Annotated in this window: 23 protein-coding genes; 12 read left to right on the top strand and 11 right to left on the bottom strand. The window is 73.8% G+C overall.

The genetic code is table 11. The annotated features are described in order from the left end of the window. Nucleotides 1–964 precede the first annotated feature (964 nt). Both ACIP93_RS01555 and ACIP93_RS01550 read left to right on the top strand, forming a co-directional pair. The gene (locus ACIP93_RS01555; protein WP_345221709.1) at nucleotides 965–1,162 is read left to right on the top strand and encodes a hypothetical protein; all 198 of its coding nucleotides are present in this window, start codon (nucleotides 965–967) and stop codon (nucleotides 1,160–1,162) included. Nucleotides 1,163–1,377: 215 nt separating this feature from the next. Then, nucleotides 1,378–1,656 carry a DUF6199 family natural product biosynthesis protein gene (locus tag ACIP93_RS01550; protein WP_345221711.1) on the top strand — a complete coding sequence of 93 codons (279 nt, stop codon included), beginning with the start codon at nucleotides 1,378–1,380 and terminating at the stop codon, nucleotides 1,654–1,656. A 17-nt stretch (nucleotides 1,657–1,673) separates the two neighbouring features. Here the strand turns inward: ACIP93_RS01550 and ACIP93_RS01545 are convergent, their stop codons facing one another. Then, entirely contained in the window at nucleotides 1,674–1,880 is a 207-nt protein-coding gene (locus tag ACIP93_RS01545; protein WP_345221713.1) for a hypothetical protein, read from the bottom strand. Further along, entirely contained in the window at nucleotides 1,867–2,601 is a 735-nt protein-coding gene (locus ACIP93_RS01540; RefSeq protein ID WP_380836831.1) for a GDSL-type esterase/lipase family protein, read from the bottom strand. The genes ACIP93_RS01545 and ACIP93_RS01540 overlap by 14 nt, the downstream gene beginning before the upstream one ends. A gap of 23 nt (nucleotides 2,602–2,624) precedes the next feature. Here ACIP93_RS01540 and ACIP93_RS01535 point away from each other — a divergent pair, with 23 nt between their 5' ends. Then, complete coding sequence (locus ACIP93_RS01535) at nucleotides 2,625–3,590, top strand: WD40 repeat domain-containing protein (RefSeq protein WP_401754471.1); 966 nt, start codon at nucleotides 2,625–2,627, stop codon at nucleotides 3,588–3,590. Between the two features lie 128 nt (nucleotides 3,591–3,718). Continuing rightward, nucleotides 3,719–4,336 carry a Uma2 family endonuclease gene (locus tag ACIP93_RS01530; RefSeq protein WP_345221722.1) on the top strand — a complete coding sequence of 206 codons (618 nt, stop codon included), beginning with the start codon at nucleotides 3,719–3,721 and terminating at the stop codon, nucleotides 4,334–4,336. Here the strand turns inward: ACIP93_RS01530 and ACIP93_RS01525 are convergent. Continuing rightward, entirely contained in the window at nucleotides 4,333–5,157 is an 825-nt protein-coding gene (locus tag ACIP93_RS01525; protein WP_401754468.1) for an ABC transporter permease, read from the bottom strand. The two genes, ACIP93_RS01530 and ACIP93_RS01525, sit on opposite strands and share 4 nt — an antisense overlap. After that, a complete protein-coding gene (locus ACIP93_RS01520) occupies nucleotides 5,154–6,137 on the bottom strand; it encodes an ATP-binding cassette domain-containing protein (protein WP_401754465.1) in 984 nt (327 codons plus the stop codon). The genes ACIP93_RS01525 and ACIP93_RS01520 overlap by 4 nt, the downstream gene beginning before the upstream one ends. Nucleotides 6,138–6,221: 84 nt before the next feature. Here ACIP93_RS01520 and ACIP93_RS01515 point away from each other — a divergent pair, with 84 nt between their 5' ends. Beyond that, on the top strand, nucleotides 6,222–7,007 hold the full coding sequence (locus ACIP93_RS01515; RefSeq protein WP_401754463.1) for a TetR/AcrR family transcriptional regulator: 786 nt from the start codon (nucleotides 6,222–6,224) through the stop codon (nucleotides 7,005–7,007). 77 nt (nucleotides 7,008–7,084) lie between these two features. On the opposite strand, the gene serC is transcribed toward ACIP93_RS01515, so the two are convergent. The 7 genes from serC to ACIP93_RS01480 all read right to left on the bottom strand — a co-directional run bounded on the left by serC (nucleotide 7,085) and on the right by ACIP93_RS01480 (nucleotide 13,998). Beyond that, entirely contained in the window at nucleotides 7,085–8,203 is a 1,119-nt protein-coding gene (gene serC, locus ACIP93_RS01510; RefSeq protein ID WP_345221731.1) for a phosphoserine transaminase, read from the bottom strand. A gap of 129 nt (nucleotides 8,204–8,332) precedes the next feature. After that, the gene (locus ACIP93_RS01505) at nucleotides 8,333–9,604 is read right to left on the bottom strand and encodes a cytochrome P450 (protein ID WP_401755615.1); all 1,272 of its coding nucleotides are present in this window, start codon (nucleotides 9,602–9,604) and stop codon (nucleotides 8,333–8,335) included. Nucleotides 9,605–9,624: 20 nt separating this feature from the next. Then, the gene (locus ACIP93_RS01500; protein ID WP_401754459.1) at nucleotides 9,625–10,881 is read right to left on the bottom strand and encodes a cytochrome P450; all 1,257 of its coding nucleotides are present in this window, start codon (nucleotides 10,879–10,881) and stop codon (nucleotides 9,625–9,627) included. Continuing rightward, on the bottom strand, nucleotides 10,878–11,504 hold the full coding sequence (locus ACIP93_RS01495; RefSeq protein ID WP_401754456.1) for a GTP-binding protein: 627 nt from the start codon (nucleotides 11,502–11,504) through the stop codon (nucleotides 10,878–10,880). The genes ACIP93_RS01500 and ACIP93_RS01495 overlap by 4 nt, the downstream gene beginning before the upstream one ends. Further along, nucleotides 11,485–11,889: a DUF742 domain-containing protein gene (locus ACIP93_RS01490; RefSeq protein WP_345221739.1), complete on the bottom strand. Its 405-nt coding sequence runs from the start codon at nucleotides 11,887–11,889 to the stop codon at nucleotides 11,485–11,487. Before ACIP93_RS01490 ends, ACIP93_RS01495 begins: the two co-directional genes overlap by 20 nt. After that, complete coding sequence (locus tag ACIP93_RS01485) at nucleotides 11,886–12,314, bottom strand: roadblock/LC7 domain-containing protein (RefSeq protein ID WP_345221741.1); 429 nt, start codon at nucleotides 12,312–12,314, stop codon at nucleotides 11,886–11,888. Before ACIP93_RS01485 ends, ACIP93_RS01490 begins: the two co-directional genes overlap by 4 nt. Nucleotides 12,315–12,519: 205 nt before the next feature. Continuing rightward, nucleotides 12,520–13,998 carry a sensor histidine kinase gene (locus tag ACIP93_RS01480; RefSeq protein WP_401754452.1) on the bottom strand — a complete coding sequence of 493 codons (1,479 nt, stop codon included), beginning with the start codon at nucleotides 13,996–13,998 and terminating at the stop codon, nucleotides 12,520–12,522. Nucleotides 13,999–14,208: 210 nt separating this feature from the next. Between ACIP93_RS01480 and ACIP93_RS01475 the strand changes: the two genes are divergently transcribed. The 7 genes from ACIP93_RS01475 to ACIP93_RS01445 all read left to right on the top strand — a co-directional run bounded on the left by ACIP93_RS01475 (nucleotide 14,209) and on the right by ACIP93_RS01445 (nucleotide 25,934). Continuing rightward, nucleotides 14,209–17,082 (top strand): FAD-binding and (Fe-S)-binding domain-containing protein, encoded by a 2,874-nt coding sequence (locus ACIP93_RS01475; RefSeq protein ID WP_401754449.1) that lies wholly within the window; start codon nucleotides 14,209–14,211, stop codon nucleotides 17,080–17,082. 150 nt (nucleotides 17,083–17,232) lie between these two features. After that, on the top strand, nucleotides 17,233–18,210 hold the full coding sequence (locus tag ACIP93_RS01470) for an EamA family transporter (protein WP_401754447.1): 978 nt from the start codon (nucleotides 17,233–17,235) through the stop codon (nucleotides 18,208–18,210). 109 nt (nucleotides 18,211–18,319) lie between these two features. Then, nucleotides 18,320–19,156, top strand: coding sequence for a TIGR03084 family metal-binding protein (locus ACIP93_RS01465; RefSeq protein ID WP_401754444.1), 837 nt, complete (start codon nucleotides 18,320–18,322; stop codon nucleotides 19,154–19,156). Beyond that, complete coding sequence (locus ACIP93_RS01460; protein ID WP_401754441.1) at nucleotides 19,153–20,856, top strand: acyclic terpene utilization AtuA family protein; 1,704 nt, start codon at nucleotides 19,153–19,155, stop codon at nucleotides 20,854–20,856. The genes ACIP93_RS01465 and ACIP93_RS01460 overlap by 4 nt, the downstream gene beginning before the upstream one ends. A 328-nt stretch (nucleotides 20,857–21,184) precedes the next feature. Then, nucleotides 21,185–22,789 (top strand): acyl-CoA carboxylase subunit beta, encoded by a 1,605-nt coding sequence (locus ACIP93_RS01455; RefSeq protein WP_401754439.1) that lies wholly within the window; start codon nucleotides 21,185–21,187, stop codon nucleotides 22,787–22,789. A gap of 8 nt (nucleotides 22,790–22,797) precedes the next feature. After that, complete coding sequence (locus ACIP93_RS01450; RefSeq protein WP_401754436.1) at nucleotides 22,798–24,762, top strand: acetyl/propionyl/methylcrotonyl-CoA carboxylase subunit alpha; 1,965 nt, start codon at nucleotides 22,798–22,800, stop codon at nucleotides 24,760–24,762. Continuing rightward, a complete protein-coding gene (locus tag ACIP93_RS01445; protein ID WP_401754433.1) occupies nucleotides 24,759–25,934 on the top strand; it encodes an acyl-CoA dehydrogenase family protein in 1,176 nt (391 codons plus the stop codon). Before ACIP93_RS01450 ends, ACIP93_RS01445 begins: the two co-directional genes overlap by 4 nt. Nucleotides 25,935–25,964 lie beyond the last annotated feature (30 nt).

Below are 25,964 nucleotides of genomic sequence, written 5' to 3'. Positions count from 1 at the left end.
TGATGGGCCGGCCCCCGGCGGTGCGCCGACACCGACCGGGAACCTTCACCACGAGGACCAGCTCCGCAAGCCGCTCAGCGGGCACGCCGCCGACCTCGGCTACAAGGGCAGCGCGTACGAGCGGGGCAAGAAGGAGCTCGTCCAGCACGGCTGCATGCTGTCCCGTAAGTGGTGGTCGTTCGGGGTTCGGCGGTCGGCCGGGGGTGGGGCGTGCTCCGCTCCGGGTGCCGGGAGGGGCGCCAAGCGCCGCCGAACCGCTCGAACGGCAAGGTCGTCCCTCGATGATGCACCCTGGTCATGAAGTGTTTGACCGCGTCACCGTGCCGGCCTTCCGCAAGCAGCGCGGTGATCTGCTGCGCGAGGCCCTTGGGCGGCCCGTCGTCGTCTTCGGCGACCACGAACGGCGGCTCATGCGGAGCCAGGCGGTCGATGTTCACCCCGGCCGCGCGCAGGGCGAGGACCGCTCCGGAGGACGAGCCGAACGGCGACGCCGAACCGTCGACGTGTTCGACCGGCGCGGCGATGTCTTCGATCTCGTGGTCAGGGGCGTCAGCACTGGCGTCACCGCTGGTGTCGTGTCCGGGCGGTCTGCCAGTACCGAGGCAGGCAGGGCGACGGTCGGCCTGCGGTCCGGCTGCTCTCGCGCTGTTGCCGTGTTTCTCTCTCCGGTTCGCGCAGGGGCCGTACCGCTGTGGTGTGCGTTGCTGCCAGTAGGACCCCGCCGTGCAGGAAACTCGTCGGGGCGCCGGGCGTTCGGTGCCGAAGCCCTCGCATTTCGGAGCGGAGGGCGGCCGTGCGGCCGGATCGATCACCTTCCGCGTTCCCGTCCGTGAAGGGCCGATGGGCACCAGGTGGAAGCCATATGGATGATTAGGTCCCCCTGTCGGCCTCCTCGAGTGGTCGCGTCGGTGACGTGTGCACAAGGTCGTAACGACACATCCGCAGACGAAAGGCACGGCAACTCATGTCCGCACTGCCCCGCACCGCCGCAGCGCTCCTGCTCGCCTCCCTGACTGTTCTGGGAGGTGCCGCTGCGGCCTCCGCCGACGACCACGACGGCCCCGGCTACGGCTACGAGTACGAGATCGAAAACGGCGGCGACTTCAACAGCGTCCACCACGAGACCAACATCGTGTCGTTCGGCGACCTGGTCGTGGACTGACCAGCACCCATCAGGACGCCACAGCCGGAACCTGTGGCAGCTCGATGGGCAACAACGACAGCCCGGTCGCACTCATGTGACCGGGCTGTCGTTGCTGGAGGGGACGGCGGCCCGGCGGTCCGGTGTGCGTGAGGGGCCGCCTCTTCCCGGCGGGGCGGGTCGGACAGCGTCTGGTCGGCGCTCATGCGGCGTTGGGCGCTGGGTAGTTGGGGGGCATGAGAAGACAGACGGCGGGCGATGTGGTCCTGGCGGCGGTGCGGGACGGGGGGCCCGATGCCGGGACCTGGTTCTTCCTGGCCTTCACCCTGATCATGGGCCTTTTGCAACTGGTCAGGCCGCAACTGCTGTGGCGGATGAACCGCAGACTCCAGCGCGGCTACGTCAAGGACGTGGACGCGACCGAGCCGACCCGCAAGGGGTACGCGATCCAGCGGGTCGTGGGCGCGCTGTTCCTGGCGATCTTCGTGTACGCGCTCGTCCGGGTGCTGATGTGAGGTGAACACCCGCGCGGTCAGCGGCAGTGGGGGCCCGTCCAGTCCGGGTCGTCCTGGGCGGTGGGCAGGGTGCGGTAGCCCTCCGAGTAGTGGTTCGCCCAGCCGCACACGCCGCACGCGTAGCGGCCGTCCAGGCCCGCTATCTCCGTGCCGCAGCGGCGGCAGTTGGTGTACGTGATCTCGGGTGGGGCGGGAGACGGCCGCAGTGGCTTACGCGTGTTCATGATGCAGGGAGTATGCGCCACCGACGCCCCACGCCTGGTGCATCGCGTCGGCGAAGGCCGCGGCGAGTTTGTGCTCGCCGCTCGGGCCCGGGTGCGTGCCGTCGTAGGTGTCGGTGTGGATGTCGTACGCCGGGTGGGCGGTGGCCAGGAGGACCGGTGAGCCGGGGCGGTCCTGGTCGGCGACCGTCTTGGCGAGGAGTTCGTTGAAGCGCTCGCACTGGGCGGCGAAGGGGGCGTCGCGTTCGGCCCGGATGTTGGGGATGACGGGGTGCACGGCGATGCTGACGTGCGGGTTCGCGGCGCGGGCCTCGGTCAGGAAGAGGGCCAGGTTGGCGGCGGTCTGCTCGGCGTCGGTGTAGAAGCCGAGGTCGATCAGGCCGAGGGAGACCAGGAGGGTGTCCGCGCCGGTCGTCTCCATCGCCGGACGGATCGCGGGGGCCATGTGCAGCCAGCCCTCGCCCCAGCCGGCCAGGTGGCGGCGGGCCGCGGCGGGGAACGCGGGGTCGGCGTAGGCGTCGGAGGTCGGGGCTCCGGTGGCGGGGTCGTACAGGGCCGTGCGGGGGCCCACGATCTCGTACGCGCCGGGCATGGTCGCTTCCAGGTGCCGCCACATGCGGTGGCGCCAGGTGTAGTCGCCGGGACAGCCGATGGTCATGGAGTCACCGACGAAGAGGAAGCTGCGCATCCGCTCATCATCGGGGATGCGGAGCGGGGCCTGCATCGTGATGCTGAACACTTGGGCGCATGCGCATCTCTCCTCGTCGTACATGTGTGGTCCTGGCCGCTGTGACGGGCCTCGTCGTCGGGTCCCCGGCGGCGGCCGTCGCGGACGACGGGGGGTTCACCGTCAAGGACCCCCGGATCACGGAGTCCAGCGGGCTCGCGGCGAGCCGGGCGCATCCGGGCGTGTACTGGACGCACAACGACCAGGACGGGCCGTACGTGTACGCCGTGGACGGGAGGTCCGGCGAGACCGTCGCGCGGATCACCATGCGGGGGGTCGGGAAGCCGCGCGACATGGAGGCGATCTCGGTCGGCCCGGACGGGGACGTGTACGTCGGGGACATCGGGGACAACCTGAACGGGTCCTGGGACCACGTGTGGATCTACCGGTTCCCCGAGCCCGAGGTGCTGAAGGACCAGACCGTACGGGCCACGCAGTACGACGTGAAGTACGCGGACGGGGCGCGCAACGCGGAGGCGCTGATGGTCCACCCGAAGACCGGGCGCGTCTACATCGGGTCCAAGGAGGAGGACGGGGCGGGGCTCTACGAGGGCCCGGAGAAGCTGGCCACCGGGCGGACGAACGTCTTCCGCAAGGTGCACGACATCCCGTGGGTGACGGACGGGGCGTTCTCGCCGGACGGGAAGCGGCTGGTGCTGCGGTCGTACCTGTCGGCGGAGAGCTACCGGTGGCCCGAGATGGGCGAGGGCGAGTCGCTCGGCGTCGGCTACCGGGGGCAGTCGGAGTCGGTGACCTTCACGCCGGACGGGCGGACGATGCTCTTCGGGGCGGAGGGGGAGCAGAGCGAGGTGTACGCCCTGAAGGTCGAGGGCGGCTCCGGCTCGCCCTCGGGCTCCTCCTCCGCGTCCCCCTCCGGCAAGCCCGCGCCGGCCGAGGACCCGGCCCTCTCCGGCAAGAGCGTCCTGCTCCTGGGCCTGGCGGGGGCGGTGGTTCTGGCGTGGCTGGGGTTCCGCCGGAAGCGGTGAGGAGGATGCCGGTCGCGTGCTTCCTTTGCCCCCACCCTCACTCCGGAGTGAACGCTTACGTACAGGACACATCGGGCCGCCCCGGCCTACGATGATGCTCTCGACCACAGCCCACCAGGAGGCCCGCAATGTCTGCCGAAGCAGTCGAGCACCCCTGTGACGGTGAGCCGCGCACCCTGCTCGAAGAGGCAAACGTCCTCATGGAGCAGCTTCCCGGCCATCGCGTCGAGATCATCGGAGGCATCCTCACCGTGACCCCGCCCCCGAATGCGGCCCACGCCCGTGCTCTGACGAAACTCATGCGCCCGTTCATTGCAGCCGGGCTCGACGACGGAGAGTCCGAAGTCCTCCAGGGCGTCGGTCTGTGGCTTCCCGCCGGGGCCGACGACTACGCCGTCCCCGATCTCGTCGTGGTGGACGCCGATGTCGACGACCACCTCGTCGAGAACAACTGCTACGACCCCGTCGCCTTCCGCCTCGTCCTGGAAGTCACCTCCAGCAACTACAACCAGGACCTGAAGGCCAAGGTCGCCGCATACGCCGAGGCGGACATCCCCGTGTACGTCGTCGTCAACCGCAGGCACAACCGGGTCCACGTCCTGACAGACCCGGTGGCCAGCGATTACGCCCACCACCAGGTGTACGCCTCCGGCCAGCAGGTGACCCTCCCCGAGTCCATCGGCGCCGAAGTCACTCTCGACGTCGCCGAAATCCTCGAGGCGGGCCACCACAAGCCCCAGAGCTAGCGGCTCAGGCCCCGGAACCTCCGCACCGCCAGCGGCAGGAAGACCGCCGTGACGAGCAGCGGCCACACCACCGCCATCAGCAGTGCGTTCTCCTCCACCCAACTGCCCCCGCTCGCGACCGGGTTGCCGAAGAGTTCGCGGGTCGCGGTCACCGTCGAGGACACCGGGTTCCAGGCCGCGACCGTGCCCAGCCAGTCCGGCATCAGGGACGGCGCCACGAAGATCGAGGAGATCATCGTCAGCGGGAACGCCACCGCGTAGAGGCCGCCCGCGCCCTCCGGGGTGGGGATCAGCAGGCCCAGCCACACGCCCACCCAGATCAGGCTGAAGCGCAGCAGCAGGAGCAGGGCGAAGGCGGTCAGGGTCTCCGCGAGGCTGCCGTCGGCCCGCCAGCCGATCGCCAGCGCCGTCGCGACCAGGATCGTCAGCTCGGCCGCCGCGATGACCAGGTCGGCGAGGCCGCGCCCCGTCGCGACCGCGGAGGTGGACATCGGCATCGAGCGGAACCGGTCGATGACCCCCTTCGAGGCGTCGTTCACCATCGCCACGCAGGTGTTCATGAAGCCGAACGCCATGGTCGAGGCGAACATCCCGGGCATCAGGAAGTCCTTGTAGTCGCCGCCGCCGGGCACCACCATCGCCGCTCCGAAGACGAACCCGTAGAGGAGGACGGAGACGATGGGGAAGCCCAACTGCCAGACGATCAGCGAGGGTTGGCGCTGGTAGTGGGTGAGGCTGCGGCGGGCGACGTTCCAGCCGTCGGCGGCGGCCCAGCTCAGGCGGCTGCCGGCGGCGGGTGCGGCCGGTGCGGTGGCGCTCATGCGGCGACTCCCTCGGCCGGCTGCTGCGAAAGGTCCGTGCGGTGCCCGGTCAGGCTCATGAACACGTCGTCCAGGCTCGGCCTGCGCAGCCCGATGTCCTCCACCGCGATCCCCTGGTCCTGGAGCGTCCGGGCCACCTCCGTCAGCGCCGCCACCCGGTCCCGTACCTGCGCGTGCACCCTCCGTTCCAGTTCCTCGCACTCCGGTGGCGTCTCGGCCACCTCCGCGACCGCCTTCAGGACCGCCGGAAGGTCCGCCGCCTGTTCCGCGACGACCTCGACGCGGTCCCCGCCCACCGTGCGCTTCAGCCCGTCGGGGGTGTCGTCGGCGATGGCCCGGCCCCGGTCGATGACGGTGATGTGCGAGGCCAGCCGGTCGGCCTCCTCCAGGTACTGCGTGGTGAGCAGGACCGTCGTACCGCGCGCCACCAGGTCCCGTACGGACTCCCAGACCTCGACGCGGGCCCGGGGGTCGAGCCCCGTCGTCGGCTCGTCCAGGAACAGGACCTCCGGGGCCAGGATCATCGACGCCGCGAGGTCCAGGCGGCGTCGCATGCCGCCGCTGTACGAGCCCGCGTTCTTCGCCGCGGCCTCGGTGAGGTCGAACTGCTCCAGGAGCTCCCCGGCCCGCACCCGGGCCCGCCGTGCGCCGAGGTGGAAGAGCCGGCCGAACATCTCCAGGTTCTGACGGCCGCTCAGCACCTCGTCCACCGCCGCGTACTGGCCCGTCAGGCCGATCCGGGCCCGTACCCCGCGGGCCTGTCGCACGACGTCCAGGCCCGCCACCTCGGCCTGTCCGCCGTCCAGCGTCAGCAGGGTCGCCAGGGTCCGTACCGCCGTGGTCTTGCCCGCCCCGTTCGGCCCGAGCAGGCCGTGCACCGTGCCCCGCCGGACGGCCATGTCGAAGCCGTCCAGGGCCTTCTTCCCGCTGTACGCCTTCCGCAGGCCCCGGGCCCGGACCGCGTACTCGCCGTCGTTCATGAGACTCCCCTTCCCGTCGAACTGAGTACAGCGTACCCTAATTCGAGTACGGTGTACCCAGTTTCCGCGAAATAGGGTGGCGGCATGAGCGAAACGAAGGACACGGCGGACGGTGCCGTCGAGGCCGGGACAGCCGCGCTGCGCCCCAGCCTCGAACTCCTCTGGGGCGCCGGTGAGCGCCCCGCCCGCGGCCCCAAGCGCGGCCTCTCCCTGGAGACGGTCGTCGGGGCGGCGGTCCGCATCGCCGACGCGGAGGGCCTCGACACGCTCTCCATGCGCCGCCTCGCGGGCGAACTCGGCACCGGCACGATGTCGCTCTACCGCTACGTCCCCGGCAAGACGGAGCTGCTGGACGTGATGCTCGACCACGTCCAGGGCGAGCTCATCGAGGAGTACGACCCGGCGGCGGCCGAGGACTGGCGCGGGGCGGTGCGGGCGATCGCGTACGGCACCCTCGCACTGCACCGCCGGCACCCGTGGCTGCTCAAGGTCAACCAGTCCCGGGTGCTGCTGGGGCCCGGCACCCTGCGCAGCATGGAGGTGTCGATGGCGGGCCTGCGCGACCTGACGGACTTCTCGGACCCGGAGCTGGTCTCGGTGCTGATGGCGGTGCAGAGCCTCGCCGCGGGCAGCGCGCGGATGGAGATCGAGGCGCGGGAGGCGGCGGAGGAGACGGGGCTCGACAACGACGCGTTCTGGGCGGGCCAACTGCCGTACCTGGAGAAGGCGATGCGGAGCGGGAACTACCCGGTGATGGCGTCCCTGTCCGAGGACGCCTTCAGCCCGGCCTTCGACCACTTCGCCTTCGGCCTGGAGCGGCTGATCGACGGGTTCGGAGTGCTGGTGGACCAGCGGCTCGCGGCGCGCTGAGGCGCGGGGCGGGGCTCGTCGACGAGGGGCCCGGCGCTTGCGGCGCCGGGCCCCTCGTCACGTCTTCGACGAGAACGTCAGAGCTGCTCGATGACGTAGTCGACGCACGCCGTCAGCGCCTGCACGTCCGCCGGGTCGACCGCCGGGAACATCGCCACCCGCAGCTGGTTGCGGCCCAGCTTGCGGTACGGCTCGGTGTCGACGATGCCGTTGGCGCGCAGGGCCTTGGCGACGGCGGCGGCGTCGATGCCGTCCGCGAAGTCGATCGTGCCGATGACCTGCGAGCGCTTCGCCGGGTCGGTGACGAACGGCGTCGCGTGCTTCGAGGTCTCCGCCCACGAGTACAGCGCGTTCGAGGACGCCGCCGTGCGCTTGACCGCCCAGTCGAGGCCGCCCTGCTTGTTCAGCCAGGTGAGCTGCTCGTTGAGGAGGAAGAGCGTGGCGAGGGCCGGGGTGTTGTACGTCTGGTTCTTGAGGGAGTTGTCGATCGCCGTGGGGAGGCTGAAGAACTCCGGGACGTGACGGCCGGAGGCGTGGACGCGGGCCGCGCGCTCCAGGGCGGCGGGGGAGAAGACCGCCAGCCACAGGCCGCCGTCCGCCGCGAAGGACTTCTGCGGGGCGAAGTAGTAGACGTCGGTCTCGGTGATGTCGACCGGGAGGCCGCCCGCGCCCGAGGTGGCGTCCACCAGGACCAGGGAGCCCGCGTCGGCGTCCGCGACGCGCTCGATCGGGGCCGCGACGCCGGTGGAGGTCTCGTTGTGCGTGTACGCGTAGACGTCGACGCCCGCCTCGGCCCGCGGGTCCGGGTGGGTGCCCGGGTCCGAGGAGATGACGGTCGGCTCCGCCAGCCACGGGGCCAGCTTGGCCGCCTTGGCGAACTTGGACGAGAACTCGCCGAAGGACAGGTGCTGGGACTTGTTCTCGATCAGGCCGTGCGTCGCGACGTCCCAGAAGGCGGTGGAGCCGCCGTTGCCCAGGATCACCTCGTACCCCTCGGGGAGGGAGAAGAGGTCGCGCACGCCGTCCCGTACCGAGCCGACCAGGTTCTTGACCGGAGCCTGGCGGTGGGAGGTGCCCATGAGGGAAGTGCCGGTGGCGGCAAGCGCGTCGAGCGCCTCCGTCCGTACCTTGGAGGGGCCCGCGCCGAAACGGCCGTCGGCGGGCTTGATGTCAGCGGGAATCTGGATCTCAGCCACGAGCCGGAGCGTAGCCGCTTCCGGAGGCCGGTCGTTACATCCGTCCGGCGGATGAGACGACCGACACTCCGGGGCGGGGGGTGTCGTCCTGCGGTGCGTTCCTGTGCTGCTCCTTGGCGAAACCGCTGGTCAGGCCCGCTTGCCCAGGCGCACCGGCACCTCGGCGAGGTCGTTCTGCGTCACCACCGGCTTGTTGCGCAGCTCCGCGGCCGGCACCGCGAGGGTGAGGTCGGGGAAGCGCGCGTACAGCGCCGGGAGGGCGACGGCCGCCTCCAGGCGGGCCAGGGCGGCACCGGGGCAGACGTGCGGTCCGTACCCGAAGGAGATGTGCTTCGTGCCGCTCTCGCGGGTGACGTCGAAGTCCTCGGCGGTCTCGCCGTGGACGCGTTCGTCGCGGCCGAGCGCGCCGAAGGAGACGACCAGGGCCTCGCCCTCGGGCAGGACGTCGTCGCCGACGGGGACGTCCTCGGTGGCGTACCGCATCAGGACGTGCGTGGTGGGGGTGGACCAGCGCAGGGTCTCCTCGATGACCGCCTCCCACGGCACCTCGCCGGCCAGCACCCTGGCGCGCTGGTCGGGGTGGGTCTCCAGGCCGATGACGGCCTGGAGGATCAGGCTGATCGTGGTCTCGTGACCGGCGATGATCATGACCTTGATGGTGTTGAGGAGTTCCTCGTCGGTGAGCCGGTCGCCTTCCTCGGAGGCGTTCAGCAGGGCGCTGGTGAGGTCGTCGGACGCGGTGCCGCGCTTCTCCTCGATGACGCCGGTGAAGATCTCGTCGATCTCCGCGATCACCCTCGGCATCTCGCCGGGCTCGGTCTCGCTGGAGAAGAACCGGTCGAAGACGGCCGTCAGGCGCGGGGAGACGACCTGCTCGACGCCCATCAGCTCGGTGACGACCTTCATCGGCAGCGGCGCGGCGAACAGGGCCTTCAGGTCCACGACCTCGTCGGCGGTGTGCGCCGACAGGGCGTCCAGCAGGGAGTTGGTGATCGCCTCGACGTTGCCGCGCAGGTGCTCCACTCTGCGTACGGTCAGCGCCTGCGCGACCAGCAGGCGCAGCCGGCGGTGCTCGGGGCCGTCCACGGTCAGCATCGAGCGGCCCGGGTTGACCAGGCCGATCAGCGGCCAGTCCGGGGCGATCTCGCCGCGCTGCCAGGCGGTCCACCGGTCGATGTCCTTGACCACGCGGGGGTCGGTGAGCAGCGCGCGGGCGGCGGTGTGGTGGGTCACCGCGTAGGCGCTCACGCCGCCGGGGAGCACCACCCGGGCCAGCGGGCCGGCGGCGCGCAGCCGGGCGCCCTCGCCGACGAGGTCGGTGACGAAGGGGTCCAGGGCTATCGGGGCGTCGGGGTCTGCGGGGGCGCCGGCCGCACCCGCGCCCGTGACGGGGCAGGTCATGGGGGTGGCGGTGGTGTCGGTCATGCGGAGCCTCCAAGGGCGGGAGTGGGCGTGAACGTCACCGGCAGCGCGGTCAGGCCGCGCAGCCAGGGGGACGGGCGGCGGGTGAGGGACTCGGCGGGCACCGCCAGGTCGATGTCCGGCAGGCGGTCCAGCAGGACCTCCACCGCCGTCCGGGCGATGACCTCGGCCGTCTCCTGCGCCGGGAACGGGCAGCGGTGCTCGCCGTGGCCGAAGGAGAGGAAGGCGTTGTTGCCGCCGGTCAGGACGGAGGCGTCGGTACGCACCTGGGGATCGCCGTTGGCCGCCGCCAGGCCCAGCAGGAGCAGGTCGCCCGCGGCGATCGCGCGCCCGCCCAGGCGGATGTCGCGGGCGGCCCAGCGGCCCGCGACGTTCTGGGTGGGGGTGTCCTCCCAGAGCACCTCGTTCATGGCCTCGGCGACGCTGTGCCGCCCGCCGGAGAGGGACGCCGTGAAACGGTCGTCGGTGAGCATCAGGCGCAGCGTGTTGCCGATCCAGTCGGCGGTCGGCTGGTGGCCCGCCGCCATCATGACCATCAGGTCCTGGAGGATCTCCTCCGGGCCGAAGCCGTCGGGGCCCGCGCCGGCCGCCAGCATCCGGGACGCCACGTCGTGGGCGGGCGCGGCCTGCCGTTCGGCGATGAGCGCGGAGAAGGTCCTGATCAGGTGCTGCTGGCCGGCCACCGCCCGCTCCCGGCCGTCGATCATGTCGTTCAGGGCGGCGACCAGGTCGGGGCCCTGGGCGTCGGGGATGCCGTAGATCCTCGCCAGGACGCGGACCGGGAGCAGCATCGCGTACCGGCTGATGATGTCCGTCTCGCCCCTGGTGCAGAACGTGTCGACGAGCCCGTCCGCGAACTCCTCGGCGTACCGCCGCAGTTCGAAGGGGTCCACCGCCTCCAGCGCGTCGCTGATCAGGCGGGCGCGGCGGCTGTGCCGTTCGCCGACCGTGTAGAGGATCGACGGCTGCTTGCGGCCGATCATCGGCAGCAGCGGCCAGTCGGCGGGGATGTGCGGCCACTGGTTCCACAGGTCGGAGTCGCGGGAGAAGAGCTGCGGGTCGGAGGTGATCTGGTGCAGCTCGCGGTAGCCGACGACGAGCCAGGCCGGGACGTCGCCGGGCAGGACGACCGGAACGACGGGGCCGTGCGTGCGGCGCATCTCGCGGTACAGGGCGACCGGGTCCGTCTGGAAGCGGGGGCCGGAGAGCGGGACGCTCTGCGCGTGGGCCGGGCAGCCCGGCGGCGGTGCGGTCACTGGACGGTGCTCCCTCGGGCCGCGGTGGACAGGGTGTGCAGGTGTTGTACGAGCGTGATCAGCACGTTCTTGGACGAGGCCCGGTCGCGGGCGTCGCAGGTGACCATCGGGATGTGCTCGGCCAGGTCCAGCGCCTCGCGCACCTGGGCGTCGGTGTGCCGGGCGGCGTCGCCGAAGTCGTTGCGGGCCACGACGAACGGCGTGCCGTGGTGTTCGAGGCGGTCGATGGCGTACCAGGAGTCGGCGAGGCGGCGGGTGTCGACCAGGACGACCGCGCCGAGGGTGCCGGCGAACAGCCGGTCCCACAGGAACCAGAACCGCTCCTGCCCGGGCGCGCCGAAGAGGTAGAGGACGGTGCGGGCGTCGATGGAGATGCGGCCGAAGTCGAAGGCGACCGTGGTGGAGGTCTTGGTGCTCGCCTGGTCGAGATCGTCCACGGCCTCGCCCGCGCGGGTCATCGTCTCCTCGGTGTTGAGGGGGCGGATCTCGCTGACGGAGCGTACGAGGGTGGTCTTGCCGACGCCGAAACCGCCGACGACGACGATCTTCAGGCCGTTGTCGGCGGTGCGGGACAGGTGCGGCCGCGCGGGGGCCGGGGCGGGGTCAGATATTGCGGAGGCCAACGAGCACCTGCTCCAGGAGTTCGGGTTCGGGGAGTTCGGCCGCCGCGGGGGCGGCGCGGGGATGGCGGGCGCTGATCCGGCCGGTGCCGAGGAGGTCGGCCAGCAGGATGCGGGTGATGCTCACCGGCAGGCCGAGTTCGGCGGCGATCTCCACGACGGCGACCGGGTAGTCGCACATGCGCAGGATCGCCGCGTGCTCGGACTGCATCCCCGGTGTCGGGGCGCTCTCGGCGACGACCAGGGTGACCAGGTCGAACGCGTCGGAGTGGGTGCGGCTGCGGCCGCCGGTGACGGTGTAGAGGCGGTCCGGGGAGTCGTCGCGGCCGGGGCGGGGCGTGGTGCGCGCCGGGCGGCCGGGGATGCGTGCGCTGCCCCCGGTGCTCATGCGGTGCGGGTGCTGTCGGCGTCCTTGGTGGTGCGGGGCTCGGCGCTGAGGTAGTCGCCGAGCTGCTCGATGAGTTCGCTCATGTTGTGGCCGATGAGGCCGACGTCGGAGTCCTCGCCCGCGACGACCGCGAGGTGGGCGCCCGCCCCGGCCTCGACGATGAACAGGATGCCGCCGTAGAACTCGGCCATGGCCTGCCGTACGCCGCCGCTGCCGTCGCCGAATTCGATCGACGCGCCGTGCGTCAGGCTCTGGATGCCCGCGGCGATGGCGGCGAGCTGGTCGGCCTGGTCGACGGAGAGCTCGGGGGTACGGCAGAGCTTGAGCCCGTCACGGGACAGGACGAGGGCGTGACGGGCGCCGGGGGTGCGCTCCAGAAGGCTCTCCAGCAGCCAGTTGAGCTTTTCGTCGGTGGTGGCGGTCATGTGCTGTCGTGGCCTTCCGGGTGGGGGTGGGGGTGGGTCGGAGTGTGGGTACGGGGTGGCTCGGGGGGTCTTTCAGGGGGCCGGGTGACGGCTGCCCGAAGGGCGTGCCGCCGGAGGCGCGGGGCTGTTCCGATGTGCGGCTCCGCCGCGTGGGCGCGACCGGCCACGACGCTCCCGCGGGAAACCGTGCGACCGCCCCGCGGGCCTAGGCGAAGGGGTGGGACGGGGGCGACGCCTCATCCGCAGCCTCCTCCGCCCGCCCCTGCACCGCCTGCCGAAACGTGCTGAAACGGTTCGCCGCACTCCGCCGCGCCGCCGCCTCCGGTGCGGGCCTGGCCGGCGCCTGCGGCCCGTCCGGGTGTGCCGCGGCCAGCGTCCGCCCCCGCTTGCGCTTCGGCAGCCCGCTCTCCCCGAACTGGGGAAGCCCGCCGGTGGTGTCCGAGGCCGGCTCGGCGGCCGGCGCGGGCCGCACGGGCTCGGCGGTCTCCGCCCGGGCGTGCTCCCGGCGGCGTACCCGGAGCGTCGTGGGCTCCTCCCGCACCTCCGCGTCGGCGACCGGCGCCGGCGCCGGGGGCGCCTGCACCGCCGCCGCCGCAGCCGGGCCGGGCCCCGCCACCCCCTGCACCAGCAGCTCCTGCGGCAGCAGCATCAGCGCCCCCGTGCCGCCCCGCGCGGACGGCCGGAACGACACCGTCAGGTTGTGCTTGCGGGCCAGGCAGCCCACCACGGCGAGACCCAGCCGGGTGCCCGACAGGCCGGTCAGGTCCAGCGGGGTCTGCGCGCACACCGCCCGCTCCGCCCGGCGGAGCTGGACGTCGCTCATGACCAGGCCGCTGTCCTCCACCGTGATGATGGCCCCGGCCGGAACCTCCTCCACGTACACGTGCACCTCGGCCGTCGGCGGCGAGAAGTTCGCCGCGTTGTCGAGGAGTTCGGCCAGCGCGTGCATGACGCCCTCGGCCGCGTGCCCGGCGACGGCGATCTCGCTGGTGGAGTGCAGCCGGACCCGTTGGTAGCCGTTGATCCGGCCCATCGCCCCGCGCAGCACCGACTCCATCACGATCGGTTTCGCCCACCGGCGGCCGGACCGCGCGCCCGTGAGGACGGCGATGCTGTCCGCGAGGCGGCCGGCCTGCGCGGTGCGGTGGTCGAGGTGCAGGAGGTCGCCGAGCACGTCCTCGTCGGTGTGCCGGTGCTCCATCTCGCGCAGGTCCGCCAGCATGCCCGTCGCCAGGGCCTGCATGCGGCCCGCCGCGTTGGCGCAGGCCGACATGGCCGCCGCGCGGGCGGACTCGCCGCGCCCGACCTCGGTGGCCACGATGTCCAGCAGCGCCCGCGAGTTGGCGTTGTCCAGCTCGCCGAGCCCGCGCGTCGCGGCGTTCAGCGCGGTGGCCGCCGAGTCGCCCGCGCGCAGCCGCGCGACGAGCCGCGGGAGCGTGTCCCCGATGAACCGGTCGGCGTCCCGCTGCCCGCGGGCGAGGTCGTCCGCGAGGGCGCGTGCGCGCAGCGTGGCGTGCACGGCGGTGGTGACGGCCGCGGTCAGCAGCACGGCCGCCGCTCCGCCTCCCCAGGCCAGCGGGACCTTCGCCTCGGGGGGAGCGAGCAGTACCGCTCCCAGGACCAGCAGGCCGCCGACGACCGCGGTGGTCGACAGGGCCAGTGCGGACGCGCGGCGCAACGACATGGGAAGGGGGCCTCTTGGAGTGGCGAGCCGGTGGGGCGTTCGGGGCGCTCAGGGCGTTCGGACCTCTCCGCAAGCGGAATGTCCGCCTAAAGCGTGCTCACTATAGGTGAGTTGATGATCACTTGGGAAAGTTTCTGATTGTTTTCCGAAGGATGAGAAGGACAAGTCTGCCCACTTCGCCCGATTCGGGACACCGGGCATGCTGGACGCATGGCTGAACGACAGGGTGGTACGACCGAGTTGGCGGCGGATCTGAGAGCGGCCGTGCGCGGCGAGGTGTCCTTCGACGCCGCCGCCCGCGCCCTCATGACGATGGACGCCTCGAACTACCGGCGGGTCCCGCTGGGCGTGGTCGCCCCGCGCGACGGCGACGACGTCGCCGCCGCCCTCGCCGTCTGCCGGGCGCACGGCGTGCCGGTCGTCCCGCGCGGCGGCGGCACCTCCATCGCGGGCCAGGCCACCGGCACCGGCGTCGTCCTGGACACCACCCGGCACCTGCGCGCCCTCCTGGACCTCGATCCCGCCTCCCGTACGGCGCGCGTCCAGCCCGGACTCGTGCTCGACACCCTGCGGTCCGCCGCCGCCCCGCACGGGCTGACCTTCGGGCCCGACCCCTCCACCCACAGCCGCTGCACCCTCGGCGGCATGATCGGCAACAACTCCTGCGGCGCGCACTCGGTGGCCTGGGGCACCACCGCCGACCAGGTCCGGGAGCTGGACGTGCTGACGTACGGCGGCGACGCGCTGCACCTGGCGCGCGGCGGCTGGGACCAGGCGCCGCGCGCCCTCGCGCGCACCGGCCTGCGCACCCTGGTGGACGACAACCTCGCCCTGCTGCGCACGGGCTTCCCCGGGCTCCCGCGCCGGATCTCCGGGTACGCCCTGGACGCGCTGCTGCCCGAGAACGGCGTCGACCTCGCGCGCGCCTTCTGCGGCAGCGAGGGCACCCTCGGCGTGGTCACCGAGGCCGTCGTCGGTCTGGTGGAGGCGCCGCGGGCGCGGGCGCTCGCCGTCCTCGGGTACGCCGACGAGAGCGCGGCGGCCGAGGCCGCGCCCGGCATCCTCCCGTACGGGCCGCTGACCGTGGAGGGCATGGCCGCCGACCTCGTACCGGAACGGGAACGGGGGCTGCTGCCGCGCGGAGCCGCCTGGCTGTTCGTCGAGACCGGCGGGGCGAGCGCCGAGGAGGCCCGGGCGCGGGCCCTGGAGATCGTCCGGGGCGCGGACGCCGACGCCGTCGACTGCATGGTGGTGACCGACGCCGCGGGCCGGCGGGCGCTGTGGCGCGTCCGCGAGGACGCCAGCGGCACGGCCACCCGGATGCCCGACGGCTCGGAGGCCTGGCCGGGCTGGGAGGACTGCGCGGTGCCGGTGGCCCGCCTCGGCGCGTACCTGCGCGACTTCCGGGCGCTGCTGGCCGCCCACGGGCTGCGCGGCACCCCGTACGGGCACTTCGGCGACGGCTGCGTCCACGTCCGCATCGACTTCGACCTGCTGCGGCGCGAGGGCGTCGCCCGCTTCCGTGCCTTCTCCGAGGAGCTCGCCCGCCTGGTCGCCGCCCACGGCGGCTCCCTCTCCGGCGAGCACGGCGACGGCCAGGCCCGGGCCGAGCTGCTGCCGACGATGTACGGCCCCGAGCTCGTGCGCCTCTTCGAACGGTTCAAGGACTGCTGGGACCCGGCGGGCGGCATGAACCCCGGCATGCTCGCCCGCCCCGCCCGCCTGGACGAGAACCTGCGCTTCGCCGTCCTGCCGGCCGAGCCGGTGCGCGACGTCGCCTTCGCCTACCCGCACGACGGCGGCGACTTCTCCGCCGCCGTGCGCCGCTGCGTGGGCGTCGCCAAGTGCCGTACGGCCGAGGCCGGGGCGGGCGTCATGTGCCCCTCCTTCCGCGCCACCGGCGAGGAGCGGCACTCCACGCGCGGGCGGGCGCGGCTGCTGCACGAGATGCTCGCCGGGGAGGTCGTCGAGGACGGCTGGCGCTCGGCGGAGGTGCGCGACGCCCTCGATCTGTGCCTGTCGTGCAAGGGCTGCCGCAGCGACTGCCCGGTGGGCGTCGACATGGCCACGTACAAGGCGGAGTTCCTGCACCACCACTACGCGGGCCGGCTGCGTCCCGCCGCGCACTACGCGCTGGGCCGGCTGCCGCAGTGGCTGCGGCCTGCGTCGGCGGTGGCGGCGCTCCTCAACGCCGGTGCGCAGGTGCGGCCGTTGGCGGCGCTCGCCAAGCGGGCGGCGGGCATCGCCCCGGAGCGGACGCTGCCGCGGATCGCCCCGCGCACCTTCCGGCAGTGGGCGCGGGCCCGGCCCCGCACGCCCGCCTCCGCGTCCGCCCCCGTCGTCACGCTGTGGCCGGACACCTTCACCAACCACCTGTCGCCGGACGTGGGCGTCGCGGCGGTCCGGGTGCTGGAGGCGGCGGGGCTGCGGGTGCGGCTGCCGCGCGCAGGGCTGTGCTGCGGGCTGACGTACGTCTCCACGGGGCAGCTCGACCGGGCGCGGGAGGCCATGCGGCGGACCCTGGCGGCCGTGCCGGCGGACGCACCGCTGGTGGTGCTGGAGCCGAGCTGCGCGGCGGCCCTGCGCGGCGACCTGCCGGAGCTGCTGGGGGACGACCCGCGCGCCGCCGCGCTGGCCGCCCGGGTGCGGACCTTCGCCCAGGTGCTGGAGGAGTGCGCCCCGCACTGGACGCCGCCGCGCGTGGACCGTCCGGTGGCGGGCCAGACGCACTGCCACCAGCACGCCGTGCTCGGCGACGCGGCGGAGGCCCGCCTGCGCGAGAGGGCGGGCCTGACGGGCGCGCTGTCGGGCGGCTGCTGCGGCCTGGCGGGCAACTTCGGCTTCGAGAAGGGGCACTACGAGGTGTCGAAGGCGTGCGCGGAGGAGCAGTTGCTGCCCGCGGTGCGGGCGCTGCCGGAGGGCGGCGAGGTGCTGGCGGACGGCTACTCGTGCCGGACACAGCTCGGCCAGCTCGGAAACGTCCGGGCCAGGCACCTGGCGGAGGTGCTGGCGGAGGCACTCGGAGAGGGGCGGCGGGGCGGGGCGTCCGGCGGAGGCGCTCGGGAGGGGCGGGGTGAGGCTTGATGCCGGTCGGCGTGCCCCTCGTCGGGCCCGGTGGCGGGCCCGGCGGCGGGCGGCCGGCGTGCCCCTCGTCGGGCCCGGTGGCGCCGGGTGACGCGCCAACCCCCCGTGTCATCATGGGAGTACATCCCATTGAACTCGAGGTGCACCACAGTGAACGCCGCTGAGCCGCACGGCGCCCAGGGCGCCCCGGCCCCCCTCCTGGACGCGGAAGCCGCTGCGGCAGCGGCCGCCACCACCGCCACGACCGGCACCGTCCTCGCCGCCGGGCGGCGGCGCGCGCCCGGCCCGGGTCCCGTGGCCCTCGTCGTCGCGGGCGGCCTGAGCGTCCAGTTCGGATCGGCGCTCGCCGTGCTGATCATGCCCAGGACCGGCGCCTTCGGCGTCGTCACGCTGCGGCTGGCCGTCGCCGCCGTGGTGCTGCTCCTGGTGTGCCGCCCGAAGGTGCGCGGCTACACGCGCCGGGACTGGGGCACGATCCTGGCCTTCGGCCTCGCCATGGGCGGCATGAACACCCTGATCTACCAGGCCACCGACCGCATCCCGCTCGGCGCCGCCGTCACCCTGGAGGTGCTCGGCCCGCTCGCGCTCTCCGTCTTCGCCTCCCGGCAGTGGTCGAGCGCCCTGTGGGCCGTGCTGGCGCTCTCGGGCGTCGCCCTGCTGGGCTCGTCCGGCTTCGGCGGTCTCGATGTCGCCGGCGCCGCCTGCGCCCTCGGCGCGGGGGCCTGCTGGGCGGCGTACATCGTCTTCAGCGCCCAGACCGGACGCCGCTTCCCGCAGGCCGACGGGCTCGCCCTCGCGATGGCCTTCGCGGCCCTGCTCAGCCTCCCGCTCGGCGTCCTGGAGGCGGGCGGCAAGCTGCTGGACCCGGTGACGCTCGGCCTCGGCGCGGCGGTCGCCCTGCTGTCGTCGGTGCTGCCGTACACGCTCGAACTGATCGCCCTGCGCCGGATGCCCGCACCGACTTTCGCGGTCCTCATGAGCCTGGAGCCCGCGATCGCCGCCGGAGCCGGGTTCCTCGTCCTGCACCAGGCGTTGACGCTGGTCGACGCCCTCGCCATCGCGCTGGTGATCGGCGCGAGCGTCGGCGCGGTCCGCAGCCGGACGCGGCGCGAACCGTCCCGGAAGTAGACAATCCGGCCGCACGGAACAGCCCCCGCGAGATTCAAGCATGCTTGCTTGTTTCTCCGGGGGCTGTCATGCTCCCGGGCACGCAGCCACGCCCGAACGGGAGCGCCACGTGTCCGAACTCGAAGCCGTCCTCCGCGACTTGCGGGACGAGAGCGCCGAACTCGATCGCCTGGTCGGCGACTTGCCCGACGACCGGTGGGGGACCGCGACCCCCGCCGTCGGCTGGACCGTCGCCCACCAGATCGCCCACCTCGCCTGGACCGACCGCGTCGCACTGCTCTCCGCGACCGACCCCGGGGCCTTCGCCGACGAGGCGGCCAGGGCGGCGGCGGACCCCGGCGGCTTCGTCGACGAGGGCGCGGCGCGGGGCGCCGCCCTGCCGCCCGCCGAGCTGCTGGCCGGCTGGCGCGCGGGCCGCGAGCGCCTGCACCGGGTCCTGGCGGCCGCCCCGGCGGGCACCCGGCTCCCCTGGTACGGGCCGCCGATGAGCGTCGCCTCGATGGCCACCGCGCGCCTGATGGAGACCTGGGCGCACGGGCAGGACGTGGCGGACGCGCTGGGCGTCCGCCGCACCCCCACCGGACGGCTGCGGCAGGTGGCCAGGATCGGGGTGCGGGCGCGCGACTACGCGTACCTCGTACGGGGGCGGAAGCCGCCGGAGGAGGAGTTCCGGGTCGAACTGGTGGGCCCGGGGGGCGAGTTGTGGGCGTACGGGCCGGAGGACGCGACCCAGCGGGTCACCGGGCCCGCGCTGGACTTCTGCCTGCTGGCCACGCAGCGGGCCCACCGGGCCGACCTGGCGCTGCGCGCGGAGGGCCAGGACGCGGACGCCTGGCTGGACATCGCGCAGGCCTTCGCGGGCCCGGCGGGGGCGGGACGCGCACCCCGGGGGGCCGCCGGGCGGGGCGACGCGGACGGCTCCGCCGGACCGGGGGCGTCCGCGTGACGCGCCGGCCGGAGGTCCTGCGCGTCGGCAATGCGTCCGGCTTCTACGGCGACCGCTTCGACGCCGTCCGCGAGATGCTCACCGGCGGCGGGCTCGACGTCCTCACCGGCGACTACCTCGCCGAGCTGACCATGCTGATCCTCGGCCGGGACCGGCTGAAGGACCCGGCCACGGGGTACGCCAAGACCTTCCTGCGGCAGATGGAGAGCAGCCTCGGTCTCGCCCACGACAAGGGCGTCAGGATCGTCACCAACGCGGGAGGGCTCAACCCCGCCGGGCTCGCCACGGCGCTCCGGGAGCTGGCGCGGCGGCTGGGCGTTCCGGTCCGGGTCGCTCACGTCCAGGGGGACGACCTGATCGGAACCGGTCAGTGGCCCGAGGGCACCCTCACCGCCAACGCCTACCTCGGCGGCGCCGGTATCACCGCCTGCCTCGACGCGGGCGCGGACGTCGTCGTCACGGGACGCGTCACGGACGCCGCCCTGGTGACCGGCCCGGCCGCGCACTGGTTCGGGTGGGGCCCGCAGGCGTACGACGAGCTGGCGGGCGCGGTCGTGGCCGGTCACGTACTGGAGTGCGGCACCCAGGCGACGGGCGGCAACTACTCCTTCTTCGGCGCGCACGACGTGCGCCGCCCCGGCTTCCCGCTCGCCGAGATCCGCCGGGACGGCTCCTGCGTCGTCACCAAGCACCCGGGCACGGGCGGCGTCGTCGACACCGGCACGGTGACCGCGCAGCTCCTCTACGAGACGGGCGGCGCACGGTACGCCGGGCCGGACGTCACGGCCCGCCTGGACACCGTCACGCTGACGCGGGAGGGGCCGGACCGGGTGCGGGTGAGCGGCGTACGGGGCGAGGCGCCGCCGCCCGCCCTCAAGACGGGACTCACCCGCGTCGGGGGCTGGCGCAACGAGGTCGTCTTCGTCCTCACCGGGCTCGACGTGGAGGCGAAGGCGGAGCTGGTGCGCGCACAGGTCGAGGACGCGCTCGACGCGGCCGAGGCGCGTCCGGCGCAGGTGCGCTGGGAGCTGGCGCGCACCGACCGGGAGGACGCGGACACCGAGGAGCGCGCGAGCGCCCTGCTGCGGCTCGTCGTGCGGGACGCGGACGCGGAGAAGGTCGGGCGGGCGGTGAGCGGGGCGGCGGTGGAGCTGGCGCTCGGCAGCTACCCGGGCTTCCACGTGACGGCGCCGCCGGGGAAGGGGGCGCCGTACGGGGTGTTCTCGGCGGCGTACGTGCCCAGGGCACAGGTGCCGCACGTGGCGGTGCTGCCGGACGGGACCTCGCGGGCCGTGCCCGGGCCGGTACGGACGCGCCCGCTGGTCCCCGTTCCCGCGCCGGAGCTGCCGCGCCCGCTGCCCTCCGGCCCGACGCGGCGGGCGCCGCTCGGCCTGGTGGCCGGGGCCCGCAGCGGGGACAAGGGCGGTGACGCGAACGTCGGGCTCTGGGTCCGCACGGAGGAGGCGTGGCGGTGGCTGGCCCACCACGTGACGGAGGCGCGCCTGCGGGAACTCCTCCCCGAGGTACGCGACTTGCCGGTCACCCGCACCGTCCTCCCCCGGCTCCGCGCGCTGAACTTCACCGTCACGGGGCTGCTGGGGGAGGGGGTGGCGTCCCAGGCCCGCTTCGACCCGCAGGCCAAGGCGCTGGGGGAGTGGCTGCGGTCCCGCCGCACGGAGATCCCGGAGGCCCTGCTGTGACCCGGTCCGGGACCGTGCCGGTGTGCGGCTCCGCCGCGCGGGCGCGACCAGCCACGACGCACCCGCACGCAACCCCGGGCCCCGCAGGGCCACGGGAAGGGGCGGGCAGGGGGAAAAGCCCCCCGGCGCCGGGCGCCGATGACCCGCCGCCGTCACCCGCCCGCCGCCCCCGGCGCCCCGCGCCGGGCCCCGTCGCACCGCCCGGCGGCTGACCGCCTCCGCGCCGGGTGCCGACACCCACCGCCGACACCTCCGCCCCCGCCCCGCGCGAGCGAACGCCCCCCACCCCCCGCGCCCAGCACCCCCGTCCCCCGGAGAGGCCCCGCCCATGCCCACCCTCCCCACCGCACTCGACCCCACCGCCCCCGCCTACGCCTCCCACCGCGCCGCCACCCTCGCCAAGCTCGCCGCCCTCCAGGAAGCCCACGCCGGCGCCCTCGCCGGCGGCGGCGACAAGTACCTCGCCCGGCACCGCGCGCGCGGCAAGCTCCTCGCCCGGGAGCGCGTCGAGCTGCTGCTCGACCCCGACACCCCGTTCCTGGAGCTCTCCCCCCTCGCCGCGTGGGGCAGCGACTACCCCGTCGGCGCCTCGATGGTCACCGGCATCGGCGTCGTGGAGGGCGTCGAATGCCTCATCACCGCCAACGACCCCACCGTCCGCGGCGGCGCCTCCAACCCCTGGACCCTGAAGAAGGCCCTGCGCGCCAACCAGATCGCGTACGAGAACCGGCTCCCCTGCATCAGCCTCGTGGAGTCCGGCGGCGCCGACCTGCCCTCCCAGAAGGAGATCTTCATTCCGGGGGGCGCCCTCTTCCGGGACATCACCCGCCTCTCCGCCGCCGGCATCCCCACCGTCGCCGTCGTCTTCGGCAACTCCACCGCCGGCGGCGCCTACGTCCCCGGCATGTCGGACCACACGGTGATGATCAAGGACCGGTCCAAGGTGTTCCTCGGCGGCCCGCCCCTGGTGAAGATGGCCACCGGCGAGGAGAGCGACGACGAATCGCTCGGCGGCGCCGACATGCACGCCCGCACCTCCGGCCTCGCCGACCACTACGCCGTGGACGAGCACGACGCCCTGCACCAGGCCCGGCGCGTCGTCGCCCGCCTCAACTGGCGCAAGGCACACCCCGACCCGGACCCGGAGACGGTTCAGGAGCCCCGCTACGACCAGGAGGAACTCGCCGGGATCGTCCCCGGCGACCTCAAGACCCCCTTCGACCCGCGCGAAGTCGTCGCCCGCATCGTCGACGCCTCCGACTTCGACGAGTTCAAGCCGCTGTACGGGACGAGCCTGGTCACCGGCTGGGCGCGCCTGCACGGCTATCCCGTGGGCATCCTCGCCAACGCCCAAGGCGTCCTCTTCAGCGCCGAGTCGCAGAAGGCCGCCCAGTTCGTCCAGCTCGCCAACCAGCGCGACATCCCGCTGCTGTTCCTGCACAACACCACCGGCTACATGGTCGGCAAGGAGTACGAGCAGGGCGGCATCATCAAGCACGGCGCGATGATGATCAACGCCGTCGCCAACTCCAGGGTCCCGCACCTGTCCGTCCTCATGGGCGCCTCGTACGGAGCCGGGCACTACGGCATGTGCGGGCGCGCCTACGACCCCCGCTTCCTCTTCGCCTGGCCCACCGCGAAGTCCGCCGTGATGGGCCCGCAGCAGCTCGCCGGGGTGCTGTCGATCGTCGCCCGCGCCTCCGCCGCCGCGAAGGGGCAGCCGTACGACGAGGAGGGGGACGCCGCCCTGCGCGCGGTGGTGGAGCAGCAGATCGAGTCCGAGTCCCTCCCGATGTTCCTGTCCGGGCGGCTGTACGACGACGGGGTCATCGACCCCCGCGACACCCGCACCGTCCTCGGCCTGTGCCTGTCCGCGATCCACACCGCCCCCGTCGAGGGCGTGCGCGGCGGCTTCGGCGTCTTCCGGATGTGAGGCACCCCATGACCGAACGCGAGCCCTCCGTGATCAACACCCTGCTCGTCGCCAACCGCGGCGAGATCGCCTGCCGCGTCTTCCGCACCTGCGCCGAGCTGGGCATCGGCACCGTCGCCGTGCACTCCGACCCCGACGCGGACGCCCTGCACACCCGTACGGCGGATGTGTCCGTACGGCTGCCGGGCGCGGCCCCCGCCGACACCTATCTGCGCGGCGAGCTGATCGTGAAGGCCGCCCTCGCCGCGGGGGCGGACGCCGTGCACCCCGGATACGGGTTCCTCTCCGAGAGCGCCGGCTTCGCCCGCGCCGTCACCGACGCCGGACTCACCTGGATCGGCCCGCCCCCGGCCGCCGTCGAGGCCATGGCGTCCAAGACCCGCGCCAAGGAGCTGATGGCGAAGGCGGGCGTGCCGCTGCTCGCCCCCGTCGACCCGGCCGCCGCGACGGAAGCCGACCTGCCCCTGCTGCTCAAGGCGGCGGCGGGGGGCGGCGGACGCGGCATGCGCGTCGTCCGGGAACTCGCGCACCTGGAAGAGGAGTTGGCGGCGGCGTCCGCCGAGGCGCGGTCCGCCTTCGGCGACGGCGAGGTCTTCGCCGAGCCCTACGTCGAACGCGGACGCCACATCGAGGTGCAGGTCCTCGCCGACGCGCACGGCACCGTCTGGGCGCTCGGCACCCGCGACTGCTCGCTCCAGCGCCGGCACCAGAAGGTGATCGAGGAGGCTCCCGCGCCGGCGCTCACCGACGCCCAGCGGCACACCCTGCACGACGCCGCCACCGCCGCCGCCCGCGCCGTCGGATACGTCGGCGCGGGCACCGTCGAGTTCCTCGTCGACGAGGGCGGCAGGGCGTACTTCCTGGAGATGAACACCCGCCTCCAGGTCGAACACCCGGTCACCGAGGCCGTGTTCGGCATCGACCTGGTCGCCCTCCAGATCCGCGTCGCCGAGGGCCGCGCGCTCCCGCCGACGCCCCCGGACGCGCACGGGCACGCCGTGGAGGCCCGGCTGTACGCCGAGGACCCCGCCCACGACTGGCAGCCCCAGACCGGCGTCCTGCACGCCCTGGACGTGCCCACCGGGCCCGGACTGCGCCTGGACACCGGCTTCGTGAGCGGCGACACCGTCGGCGTGCACTACGACCCCCTGCTCGCCAAGGTCGTCGCGCACGCGCCCACCCGCGCCGAAGCCGTCCGCGCCCTCGCGCACGCCCTCGCCCGCACCCGCGCGCACGGCCCCGTCACCAACCGGGACCTCCTCGTGCGCTCCCTGCGCCACCCCGACTTCCGGGCCGCCCGCCACGACACCGGGTTCTACGGCCGCCACCTGGACGCCCTCACCGCCCCGCCCCCCGGCGAGGCCCTGGCCGCCGTCGCCGCCGCCCTCGCGGACGCCGCCGCGCGGGGCGGCCGCTTCGGCGGGGCGTGGCGGAATGTCCCGTCCCAGCCGCAGACCAAGACCTACAACGGGCACGAGGTCCGCTACCGGCGCGAACGCGACGGCGGCTACCGCGTGGAGGGCGTCGAACGCGTCGTGTCCGTCACCCCGCACGAGGTCGTCCTCGAAACCGGCGGGGTGCGGCGCCGCCACCGCGTCCGGACGTACGCGCACACCGGCCGCGGCGGCTCCGCGCCCGTGCGCACCGTGTACGTCGACACCCCCGCCGGCTGCCACGCCCTCACCCCCGCCCCCCGCTTCCCCGACCCCGCCGCGCGCACCGCCCCCGGCTCCCTGCTCGCCCCCATGCCGGGGACGGTCGTACGGGTCGCCGAAGGGCTCGCGGAGGGCGTCCGGGTGACGGCGGGGCAGCCCCTGCTGTGGCTGGAGGCCATGAAGATGGAGCACCGCGTCACCGCTCCCGCCTCCGGCACGCTCACCGCGCTCCACGCCGTCCCCGGCCGCCAGGTCGAGGTCGGCGCCCTGCTCGCCGTCGTCACGGACACCAGTGCACAGGAGGACCAGGAAGCATGAGCACCACCATGATCAGCAGTGTCGTCGAGACCGAGGAGCAGCGGGCCCTCCGCGCCGCCGTCGCCGCCCTCGGCAAGCGCTACGGGCGCGACTACTTCACCGGGGTCGTCGCCGACGGCGCACACCCCGACGCCCTGTGGGCGGAGGCCGCCGAGCTCGGCTACCTCGGCGTCAGCATTCCCGAGGAGTACGGCGGCGGAGGCGGCGGCATCGCGGAACTCTCCATCGTGCTGGAGGAGTTGGGGGCCGCCGGGTCGCCGCTGCTCATGATGGTCGTCTCGCCCGCCATCTGCGCCACCGTCATCGCCCGCTTCGGCACCGACGCGCAGCGGCGGCAGTGGCTGCCCGGCCTCGCCGACGGCAGCCTCACCATGGCCTTCGGCATCACCGAGCCCGACGCCGGGTCCAACTCCCACCGCATCACCACCACCGCTCGCCGCGACGGCGACCACTGGGTCCTCACCGGCCGCAAGGTGTTCGTCTCCGGCGTCGACATCGCCGACGCCACCCTGATCGTCGGCCGTACGGAGGACGCCCGCACCGGCAGCCTCAAGCCCTGCCTGTTCATCGTCCCCCGCGAGGCCCCCGGCTTCGGGCGCTCGCGGATCGACATGGAACTCCAGGCCCCGGAGAAGCAGTTCGAGCTGGTCCTGGACGACGTACGGCTGCCCGCCGACGCCCTGGTGGGCGACGAGGACGCCGGGCTGCTCCAGCTCTTCGCCGGGCTCAACCCCGAGCGCATCATGACCGCCGCGTTCGCCGTCGGCATGGCCCGCTACGCCCTCGGCAGGGCGGTGGCGTACGCCAAGGAGCGCACCGTCTGGAAGACGCCGATCGGCGCCCACCAGGCCGTCGCGCACCCCCTCGCGCAGGCGCACATCGAGATCGAGCTGGCCCGCCTGATGATGCGCAAGGCCGCCGCTCTGTACGACGCGGGCGACGACATGGGCGCGGGGGAGGCCGCCAACATGGCGAAGTACGCGGCCGCCGAAGCCTGTGTGAAGACCGTCGACCAGGCCGTCCACACCCTCGGCGGCAACGGCCTCACCCGCGAGTACGGCCTCGCCCAGCTCATTGTCGCCTCCCGGGTCGCCCGGATCGCCCCCGTCAGCCGGGAGATGATCCTCAACTTCGTCTCCCACCAGTCCCTGGGGCTCCCCAAGTCGTACTGAGCCCCACCGGCCCCCACGGGGCCGCGCCCG

Origin of the sequence: Streptomyces sp. NPDC088745, assembly GCF_044751045.1 — a bacterium.
GTDB lineage: Bacteria > Actinomycetota > Actinomycetes > Streptomycetales > Streptomycetaceae > Streptomyces > Streptomyces cremeus.
Note: the sequence above shows the minus strand (reverse complement) of the source record. Positions and strands in the feature narration are given on the sequence as shown.